At 45.7% G+C, this 10,604-nt stretch carries 9 protein-coding genes; 8 read left to right on the top strand and 1 reads right to left on the bottom strand.

The window, feature by feature from the left end:
• Positions 1-355: 355 nt before the first annotated feature.
• A complete protein-coding gene (locus BZG82_RS15235; protein WP_077766236.1) occupies positions 356-1,741 on the top strand; it encodes a multidrug transporter in 1,386 nt (461 codons plus the stop codon).
• Between the two features lie 30 nt (positions 1,742-1,771).
• Here BZG82_RS15235 and BZG82_RS15230 read toward each other — a convergent pair whose 3' ends face one another.
• Positions 1,772-3,193 carry an aminotransferase-like domain-containing protein gene (locus BZG82_RS15230; RefSeq protein WP_077481321.1) on the bottom strand — a complete coding sequence of 474 codons (1,422 nt, stop codon included), beginning with the start codon at positions 3,191-3,193 and terminating at the stop codon, positions 1,772-1,774.
• A 150-nt stretch (positions 3,194-3,343) separates the two neighbouring features.
• Here BZG82_RS15230 and BZG82_RS15225 point away from each other — a divergent pair, with 150 nt between their 5' ends.
• The 7 genes from BZG82_RS15225 to BZG82_RS15195 all read left to right on the top strand — a co-directional run.
• Entirely contained in the window at positions 3,344-4,708 is a 1,365-nt protein-coding gene (locus BZG82_RS15225) for a cytochrome ubiquinol oxidase subunit I (RefSeq protein WP_077766235.1), read from the top strand.
• A 9-nt stretch (positions 4,709-4,717) separates the two neighbouring features.
• Positions 4,718-5,719 carry a cytochrome d ubiquinol oxidase subunit II gene (cydB, locus tag BZG82_RS15220; protein WP_077766234.1) on the top strand — a complete coding sequence of 334 codons (1,002 nt, stop codon included), beginning with the start codon at positions 4,718-4,720 and terminating at the stop codon, positions 5,717-5,719.
• Between the two features lie 8 nt (positions 5,720-5,727).
• On the top strand, positions 5,728-5,853 hold the full coding sequence (locus tag BZG82_RS15215; protein WP_198928566.1) for a DUF2474 domain-containing protein: 126 nt from the start codon (positions 5,728-5,730) through the stop codon (positions 5,851-5,853).
• Positions 5,854-6,000: 147 nt separating this feature from the next.
• Entirely contained in the window at positions 6,001-6,354 is a 354-nt protein-coding gene (locus tag BZG82_RS15210; protein ID WP_077766232.1) for a DUF805 domain-containing protein, read from the top strand.
• A gap of 129 nt (positions 6,355-6,483) precedes the next feature.
• Positions 6,484-7,002, top strand: a complete 519-nt coding sequence (locus BZG82_RS15205) for a GrpB family protein (RefSeq protein ID WP_077766231.1) — start codon at positions 6,484-6,486, stop codon at positions 7,000-7,002.
• Between the two features lie 171 nt (positions 7,003-7,173).
• Positions 7,174-8,376: an EAL domain-containing response regulator gene (locus BZG82_RS15200; RefSeq protein WP_241837389.1), complete on the top strand. Its 1,203-nt coding sequence runs from the start codon at positions 7,174-7,176 to the stop codon at positions 8,374-8,376.
• A partial coding sequence (locus BZG82_RS15195; protein ID WP_131826249.1) for a PAS domain-containing protein occupies positions 8,373-10,604 on the top strand: 2,232 nt, incomplete at its 3' end. The genes BZG82_RS15200 and BZG82_RS15195, both read left to right, overlap by 4 nt.

Here is a 10,604-nt window from a genome sequence, read left to right as displayed (position 1 = left end):
GAGGTTATGATGACAAGCTCTCAGGAGCGTGAACCCTATTTCATGTTGGTCGTAAATTTATTTTTTTCTATAAATCAGTTATTTATACTCTTATTAGTGGTTTCATTGAAAGTAAGATCTATGTCATGAAACTGTCAGAATCTTGCCCTCTATCATATTATTCGCATCAAAAAATAAGATTATGTTGATGTTTTTTTCTGCGTATTTAGTCTGGAGATGTGGTTACACGAAATGTGTAAGCAGCGGGGCGAAAACACGGGCGACAAGCTCGGTTTTCAAATCGGTTTTGAACTCTAAAACACTAAATAACGCACAGAGGCAAAACCAAAAATCTTGGAGGCAGCAGGAGTTTTCCATGAATAAGATTTTTAAATTATCCACATTAGCAGCGGCAGTACTCTCTGCTGGCGTGGCAATGCCAGCACTCTCACAGGAAGCAACAGCAGATTATTCGACAAGTACCTCTCCTTTTTTCTCTGATGCAACGGTTAGTGGCAATCTCAACTTTTGGATGCGAGCCCGTGATCGCGCAGGTACAGATGCCAATGGCAACGATACTACCAAAGAAACCAACCTTGACCACGGCTCTATCTACGCAAATCTTGCCTTTAACTCAGGCTACGCGGCGGAAGTGGTTGGCCTTGATTTGATGGCGTTTAGCACCTTTGATATGTGGCAAAACGGTGGCCCCGACCATGAAATGAACTTTTGGGGAGTGAATAATCCCTTTGATAAAGAGCCAGATGATAGCGAATGTACGGGCGCATGGGACGAGGAATGTACAGATAATGGCGTATCACTGGCTACCGCCGCGGCTAAATTTAAATTTGGTGAAAGCGTAACAGCGAAGCTTGGTTATTTTCAGCCTTCGGTGCCAAGTACGATTGGTGTTAACTGGTCGTTTGCGCCGGGCACTCATGTAGGTGGTGAGTTAGGCCTGAAGTTCGATAATCTTAATATGGGTCTTGTTGTCTCTGAGCGCTATAAAGCCCCTTGGTTTAAAGAAACCTATGAATTTCAAACCACCAACGGAGAAGATGCAGGCACAGCGTATTCACTAGGTGCGCGTTATACCATGGAAAACGGTATTTCTATTGATGCAGCCTATGGTGCATTAACGGATGGTGATCGTTGGAACGCGCACGTTAAGGTCAAAGGCACCACTGAGGGTGGCGTGTATTGGTCGCCGCAACTTTATGTGGTCGATGATGACGAACAATATGATAGCACTGCATTCCAACTCGCCATGCTCACCAGTATGTCATCAGGGCAGTATTCGTATCGAGCAGAGGCCACCTATACCGAAGCCGACTCCGGAGACCCTGCCAAGGTGGAAAACTTAGCGTATCGTTTGACGAGTCAATATGGTGGCTCTAACGGTACTTATGACATTTGGTGGAATAACCGCTCGGATTTTAACCATGATGAAGAACTGGCGCTATTTGGGTCCTTATCGCGTGATTTCTCGGATATTGGGGCTAAAGGCTTTAGTGCAGGCTTTAACGGTGCTTATGGCTTTGGATCATCGGCCAAAGGGTATGATGATCTAAAAGAGTACTCCTACAGTCTGTTTGCAAATTATGCGATTCAAAATGGTGCACTTAAAGATGCGAAGGTCAGTTTTTACTTCACGCAGTACTTCAATGATACCGATGCACCGAGCTGGAAAGGTTATACCAATCTATTCCAAGATGAGGACGATTTTAAATTAACCTTAGCAATTCCTTTCTCCATTAAATAAGGTCTTTTTGGTACTGTCTTTTAGCTGAGCCTAGCGCTCAGCTTTTTTTATGTGCTGTGCAATCAAATCACATAAGGTTGCCAGCGCATTTTTATGTGAATGATCGAGCGGGTAAGAGGCATTCAATCGAAAGCAATGGGCAAACTGTGCGTGTGTCGCAAACATATTGCCCGGAGCGATACTGATATGGTGTTTCAGTGCAAGGTGGTAAAGCGCGGTGGTATCACTGCCTTTGGGCAAAGCTATCCATAAAAAATAACCCCCTTGGCTGTTGATGACATCAACGCCTTGCGGCAAGTGGGTCATCAGAAACTGATAGGTCGCCTTTTTTCGTTCAGCCAGTGTGCGACGCAGTTGTTTTAGATGGTGCTCATAGTTTCGGTTATGCAGGTAGTGGGCTACAGCAAGTTGAATGGGGACGCTGGTGGTCACCGTGCTCATCAACTGCAGCTTTTGTAGTTTCTGGGCTTGATCGCCAGCGGCTACCCACCCGAGGCGAAAGGCATCGACCAAGGTTTTTGAAAAAGATGAGCAGTGCAAAATATGACCGCTGCTATCAAATGCTTTAATGGGCTTCGGTTTGTGTTGGCCATCGTAGAGTTCGCCATAGACATCGTCTTCGATTAAGTACACCTGATAGCGATTGACGAGCTCGGCAAGACGTGCCTTTTTCTCGTCTGACAGCGAATATCCCAACGGATTTTGATGATTGCTCATCAGCCAACAAGCGCGAATTGGATGCGTTTGCAATGCGCGTTCAAGCGCATCAAGGTCAATACCTTCCGTCGGATGAGTTCGGATTGCCATCGCTTTGAGTCCACGATTTTCAAGGGCTTGCAATGCGCCGTAAAACGCGGGGCTTTCGACTGCGACCCAATCGCCAGGCTGCGTGACCGCGCGCAAGCTAAGATTTAGCGCATCCAATCCGCCTGCTGTGATTACTATCTCATCGGGTGAGATTTGCATGCCCTGCGCTGCATAGCGTTGGGCAATCAGATGACGTAATTGGGCATTACCCGGGGGGAGGTTGTCGACCACGCTATGAATCGACATAAAGCGCACCGCAGTGGTGAGCGAACGGTTTACTTGATGGCGAGGAGCGAGTAGGGGATCAACATAGGCATGCCCATAGCTTGCCATGCCGGGAGAGCGACTGGCTTGCAAGACATCGAAAATATAGTCATTGATATCGACAGATTCTGCAGGGTGAATCGCACTGTCTGGCTTGTTATCGTCGAGTTCGGCATGGGGAGCGACGCGGTAACCTGAGCGGGACTGAGAAACAATCCACCCTTGGCTTTCTAGCAGTTGGTAGGCTTGGAGTACCGTCATGACACTCAACCCTGAATAAGCGGCCTGTTTTCTCAGCGAGGGGAGCTTTTCTCCCACATGCCAAATGCCGGCTTGAATTTGTTGTTTGATCTGCTCACTAAGCTGCTGATACTTAGACATCTTCTTACCATCATCGCCGACAAGTAAACCAGACTATAACACTGAAAAGATCAAACTGTTATAGGTTAATCTGAATCGTCTGTGTATGGGCACATTAAAAATGGGCTTCTACCATGCGCGTTGGTCTAATTACTAAAGTGGACTTCACGTATGTTTGGTCTTGATGCCTTTATGTTGGCCCGTATCCAATTCGCGTTTACGGTTTCTTTTCACATTATCTTTCCTGCGATTACGATCGGCCTTGCCTGCTACCTTGCGGTGCTTGAGGGGCTATGGCTTAAAACTCGCGAGCAGGAGTACAAAACCCTTTATCTGTTCTGGTCAAAAATTTTCGCGGTCAACTTCGGGATGGGCGTGGTGTCTGGGTTGGTGATGGCATATCAATTTGGCACTAACTGGAGTGGCTTTTCCGAGTTTGCAGGCAGTATCACTGGCCCACTGCTGACTTATGAGGTACTTACGGCGTTCTTTTTAGAAGCCGGATTTCTTGGTGTGATGCTGTTTGGTTGGCAGCGTGTCGGTGATCGCTTGCACTTTTTCGCCACGTCCATGGTCGCGTTGGGCACCGTGATCTCTGCCTTTTGGATTTTAGCCTCCAACAGTTGGATGCACACGCCACAAGGGCATGAAGTGGTCAATGGTCAAGTAGTACCTGTAGATTGGTTCGCGGTGGTGTTTAATCCCTCTTTCCCGTATCGCTTAGCGCACATGGTAATCGCGGCGTTTTTATCCAGTGCCTTATTTGTTGGTGCGTCGGCGGCGTGGCATCTGCTCAAAGGGCAGCGCAGCCCAGCCGTAAAGCGGATGTTTTCGATGTCGATGTGGATGCTGTTGTTCACCGCGCCGATTCAAGCGTTTATTGGCGATTTACATGGCCTGAACACCTTGGAATATCAACCTGCAAAAATTGCAGCGATGGAAGGACATTGGGATAACAGCCATGGTGAACCCACGCCGCTTATTTTATTTGGCTTACCGGACATGGAGGCGGAAACCACCCGCTACAAGGTAGAAATTCCCTATTTGGGGAGTCTGATCTTAAAACACAGTTTGACCGAGCAAATCCCAGCGCTAAACGAATTCCCTGCGGAAGACAGACCCAATTCGCCCGTGGTCTTCTGGGCGTTTCGTCTGATGGTGGGCTTAGGGCTATTGATGATCACGCTTGGACTAGTGGCGGCGTGGCAGCGCTATAAAGGACGCCTGTTTGAACACCAAGGGCTGCTCCGTTTTGCTTTCTATATGGGGCCGGCGGGGTTGGTCGCGATTCTAGCTGGCTGGGTAACTACTGAGGTAGGGCGCCAGCCTTGGGTCGTGCATGGCCTTTTACGCACGCAAGATGCGGTGTCTGCCCACGGTGACTTGCACATGAGTATTAGCTTAATCAGCTTCTTTGTGGTGTACGGCTTGGTCTTTGGGTTGGGGTACATCTATATGATCCATCAAATTAAATTAGGTCCGGATCAGCATGATGATACACCGCACGAACCGTTAACTGTCTCTGGCCGTGTGTAAGGGGGAAACATGGATTTAGCAATGATTTGGTTTGGCATCATCGTGTTTGCCACTTTAATGTACATCGTGATGGACGGATTTGACTTGGGGATCGGAATCCTGATGCCGTTTATTACTGAGCGCGAAGAGCGCGATTTGATGGTTAACAGTGTCGCGCCGGTATGGGATGGCAATGAAACTTGGTTGGTCCTTGGTGGGGCGGCATTATTTGGTGCTTTCCCCTTGGCATATGCCGTGATTGTCGATGCGTTAACAATCCCGCTCACTTTGATGTTGGTGGCGCTTATTTTTCGTGGTGTGGCGTTTGAATTTCGGTTTAAGGCGCTACCCGGCCATCATGGCTTTTGGGATACCGCCTTTATGGCCGGGTCTATTTTTGCCACCTTTTTCCAAGGGGTGACTGTGGGTGCGGTGATTGAAGGCTTTCCTGTCGAGGGACGTGCTTTTGCTGGTGGCGGGCTCGATTGGTTGGCACCGTTTCCTCTCTTTTGCGGCATAGGACTGATCATTGCGTACGGTTTACTGGGGGCCACTTGGCTGATCATGAAAACGGAGCATGCGTTGCAAATGCGTATGTACCACCTGAGTCGTCGACTGGTTGTGTTGATGGCGGTAAGTATCGCGATAGTCAGTGTTTGGACGCCATTCGCGTACTCGGGCATCGCCGACCGTTGGTTTAGTCTGCCAAATTTGCTCATTCTCTCTCCGGTTCCTTTATTGACGGCTTTTTGTTTGCTCCGTCTCTGGCGTACCCGCCCCGATCATGCTCACCATCGTCCATTTATTATGGCGTTGTGTGTCACCCTGCTCGGGTTTATTGGCCTCGGCATCAGCATTTGGCCGCATATCATTCCGCCCAGCATCACAATATGGCAGGCTGCTTCACCACAACAAAGCTTGCAATTTATGCTGATTGGCGCGGTGTTTATCATCCCGGTCATTTTGATGTACACCTATTGGAGTTACCGTGTCTTTAGTGGCAAAGTGAATCCGGACGAGGCCTATCACTGATGGCTGGTATGAAAAATCCGACTTGGCAGCGTTGGCTTTGGTTAATCGCGATCTGGGGAGCCAGTGTGGCAGCACTGGGGGTTGTCTCTTGGCTATTTAAGCTTTTGATGCACGCTGCCGGTTTGCAAAGCTAACCGTCTTCTATTTGTGTAAGAAATCAGTGATAAGGCTCCCAAGCTGATGATAAAACAGTCAGATGTCTTATCACTAACATGGTCCTAACGGCGTTCCTCATTCTAAGATACGTATTATCGGCTATATTGCTAAAAGGTGATTAACGTATGGAATGGTATTTAAAAGTATTGCGCCAGTACGCTACGTTTTCTGGACGTGCGTACCGTCAGGAATACTGGATGTTTTTTCTGGTTAACTTTTGTATCTCGTTAGCGATTAATATTGTCGCTGAGTTCTCGGGATTCGTTGTGTTGAGCATGGTGTATTCATTAGCCTTGCTGCTGCCAACCTTGGCGGTGACATCAAGACGGCTACATGACACAGGACGTTCAGCGTGGTGGCTACTGCTTTTGTTCATACCTCTGCTTGGGATGGCAGTCATACTGATACTCTGTGCGCTAGAAGGCGATCAAAACAGCAATCAGTACGGTTCTAATCCTAAGCTCGCGGAAGGCGTCTAGCACGGAGGTGTGATTTGTTTGCATGGGAACTGCTGGTACGATAAACACCATCGTCTGATGGCAGTCGATAGGCTGCTCATAGCGAGTCACTCGTATTTATCAGCATTCCTCTTTCCAGCAAGGTGCCACATGATCACACTCGAGCCCTACCAATTAGTCGACGCCAGTTTCTCTCCTTGGCGTCCTATTTACTTAGACGTTGCCCAAGCCCTGTCTGACCATATCTCGACACCTCGTATTGAGGTACTACATTTTGGCTCTACGTCTGCCAAAGTGGGAGGCAAGGGGATTATTGATTTATCCATTCTCTATCGTTCTGGCGAGCGTGACGATGCTGTCGCTCACCTCTATGCCCTCGGTTTTCAAGATCAGCACAGCGATCAACCTTTTCCCGAATACCGGCCTCGTAAAGATGCCTCTGTAATCTTTCAAGGTGAGCGCTTTCTGGTGCACGCCCACGTGATTGAAAAAGACAGTGATGAGCATCATCGTCAAATTGCATACAAACAGTATTTGCTCGATAACCCTGATGTGCGCACTGAATATGAAAACAAAAAGCGCGCCATACTCGCTCAAGGTGTGCGTGATCAAGATGTTTACGTTAAGCACAAAGCCCCCTTTGTGAAAGGGGTGCTGGCGAACTTGTAAAAACACCGCTCCACGATCACGTTAGCCTGCTCATCATAATCACATACTTTGGTCTTATAAACGTTCATATGCTTGTAGATGAACTACAGTTACTGTGGACGTTTTAGCGATATTACTGGGGTACTGACTGGTTATGGTACATATGCCGGTAGGGATGATGAGGCTTGGTAAGTGACTGAGACACAGTGTCAAATATTAATAGTCGATGATCAAAAGGTGGTGAGGCATACATTATCGCTCTGCTTGCGTAACTTAGGATACGAGGGCTGTTATGAAGCGAGTAATGGTAAGGAAGCCAAACGAGTCATTGAAGAGCACCAAATTGATGTGATTTTTTGTGACTTAAATATGCCGGTAGAGGATGGCTTTGAGGTATTGCGATACTTAGGTGCCAGTCATTATCAAGGCGCCATTGTTCTGATGAGTAGCGAGGAGCAGGACGTATTACAATCAACATCCCAGCTGGCACGTCTTTATAACCTCCAAATTATCGGATGCTTACCCAAGCCGTTAACCGCTGCTGATATTAAGAGTATGTTATTGGATTGGGCAGCACTACCCACAGTAAGCATGGGAAAACTCTTGAATGAGGGAGCACTCTCATCGGAACAGCTTATTCAATTTATTGAACAGGGTAGTGTAAAGGCGTATTTTCAGCCTCAGATCGATCTTAATACACAAGCTATTCAAGGGTTTGAGGTTCTGGCGAGGATAGAGGAATCGCCACAAAAAATATTGATGCCAGATCTATTTATTCCTGCAGCAGAAGGAGATGCAACCCTTATCTTAGCGCTAACGAAGTCTATTATCCAAAGTGCATATGAAGATGTGATGCAGCATTGGGATTACGTTTCATCGCTGTCATTCTCTTTTAATATATCAGGGAGAGTACTAGAGCATGATAATTTTCCTAATTGGTTAAAAGGTATCAGTGAAAAATACAGTATTCCGACACAACAGATTGTTTGCGAACTAACAGAAACAGCACTCAATGATGACCAAGCTATAACGGATGCGCAAATGCTACGCATGAGAATGCTTAAATTTAAGCTCTCCATTGATGACTTTGGTACAGGTTACTCTTCTATTGCCCAGCTACATGCTATTCCCTTTAACGAACTTAAAATTGATAAATGTTTTATTTTTGATTGCCTGACAAATAGTAAGTCTGCGACGGTTGTTGAACAGAGCGTTAAAATGGCCAAAGCCTTGGGGCTCACCGTGGTTGCAGAAGGTGTTGAGAGCGCTGAAGTCGTCGAGTTTCTTCATCGTTTAGGCTGTGATAGTGCGCAGGGTTATTTCTACGCAAAACCGGCGCCGCTGAGTGATTTTATATCAGAAACCTGGTTTATCAATCGAGCCTACCCTCAATGAAGCTTTCTATAAAGTTACCAATTATATTGATTCTGTTGGGTGCTATGATGCTTGCATCCGTTACCTTTGTCTCATCAAAAGGCAAAGAGATGTTGAAAGATACTATTCTTGCCAATATCGAACGAGAAGCGACACTACTGATTCGCCTTATCGATAGGAATCTATTTGAGCGTTATCATGACGCAAATGCCTTCCCTCTCTCTATAGGAAATATTGAGGGAGAAAACCCACTAGGAAGTAACTCGCAAGAACTCGTGGTTAGTCGGTTAAATAATCTAGTTGAAGACTATAAAGTATATCGGAGGATTGCAATATTTGATATTCAGGGCAATCTTATGGCGGTAAACAGTAAAAATCGATATGGAAAATTGTTACCTCAGTTAAGAATCTCTGCATTGGATATTAAAAATACTATTTGGTTTAATGAAGTCATCAATGGTCAAACATTAGTGCCCGAAAAACCGAAGAGTACTTATGTTACTGGGCCTGAACGTTTTATATTTAACGAGAATGCACGCACCTACGATATGATTTTTGCCTCGGTGATTCATAACAAAGCAGGAGATGCCATTGGTGTTTGGGTCAATGTAGTGGATTTTTCAGCAGTAGAGGCGATTGTTGGTGAAACGTATGATTTGTTATCTAACCGTGGTTTTATTAGCTCAGAGTTAACGATTTTAGACAGAGAAGGGCGTATCATTGTTGATTATGACCCAGTTGGGCAGAATGAAGCGACGTATGAACGAGATTTCCAAGTTCTTGGTCAGCTTAACCTAGCTACTCACGGTGTTGAAGGTGCGCGCTTAGCTGTATCTGGTTTGAATGGCTCGAATATATCGACACATTATCGTAAGCAAGTAGAACAAGTAACCGGTTATGCGCATACTCGCGGTGCTTATGACTATCCCGGATTAGGATGGTCAGCGATGATCCGCGTCGATGTCAGGGAAGCATTTCTTGCTCCCAACCAACTATACAAAAATTCGTTTTTAATGGCGGCACTCCTATTGGGTGCTATTTTGATTATTGCGTTTTATTTGACGCGTAAAGTGACAAGTCCACTGAGCCAACTAACCAATGCGGTGAAGAAATTAGCCAATGGCCAGCAGAATTTTGAATTGCCAAGAGCAAGCAGAGAAGATGAAATTGGCTTAATGAGCGAAGAGCTGTTCAACTTGAAAAACATTGTTATTGAGAGGGAAAGGCTTAATCGTGAAATTGAGGAGCAACGTTTTCATCTTGATATTCAGAGTCGGGCAATTGATGCAGCCGATATTGGTATTATTATTACGGACGCTAGGCTTCCTGATATACCGATCACTTATGTAAATGGCGCGTTTGAAAAGCATACAGGTTACTTATCCAAAGAAGTGGTTGGAAAGAACTGTCGTTTTATGCAAGGCGATGATAGAGAACAAGCAGAAGTCGCTACGTTGAGATCTGCTATAGATTCAGCTATACCTGTAACGGTTGTATTGAGGAATTATCGAAAGAATGGTGAGCTATTTTATAATCAACTGCACGTTAGCCCTGTTTTTGACGATAAAGGACAGCTGACACATTTTATAGGAATTCAGTCTGACATTACAGAAATTAAAAGGTCTGAACGCCAGCAGAGAGCGCTACTAACTCAAGAAGTAAAAAAAGCAACTAATGCTGTGCTTGAATCCGAAGCACGTTTGAGAACTGTTTTAGATACAGCGCTAGATGGTATTGTTGCTATCGATAGCCGCGGTATTATCATCGACTCTAATCGCTCTTTAGAAGTAATGTTTGGGCGAAATAGAGATGAACTAATTGGTCATAATGTCAAAATTTTGATGTCAGACCCGCATCATTCTAGCCACGACCAATATATCGAAAAATATATCAAGACTGGTGAACGTAAGCGGATAGGGCGACCTACGAAGCTAACCGGGTCTCATAAGTCAGGAGAGGTGTTCCCGATAGAAATTTCAATAGGGGAAACATGGTTTGGAAAAGAAAAAGGATTTGTCGGTATTATCAAAGACATTACTGCCGAAGAAGAGATTAAAGAAAGGGAAAATAAACTGCAAAAGGAACTTAAAGAACGAGAGTTGATCTATCGAACTGCATTTGGACAAGCTGCTGTTGGTATCTGTCGAGTTGATCTTGACGGTAATTTTATTGAGGTAAATGACAAAATATGCGATATACTTGGTTACAATGAAGAAGCGCTACTTCAACTTAACTATCAAGATATTACC

It is taken from the genome of Salinivibrio sp. PR5 (assembly GCF_001996085.1).
GTDB classification, from domain to species: domain Bacteria; phylum Pseudomonadota; class Gammaproteobacteria; order Enterobacterales; family Vibrionaceae; genus Salinivibrio; species Salinivibrio proteolyticus.
Note: the sequence above shows the minus strand (reverse complement) of the source record. Positions and strands in the feature narration are given on the sequence as shown.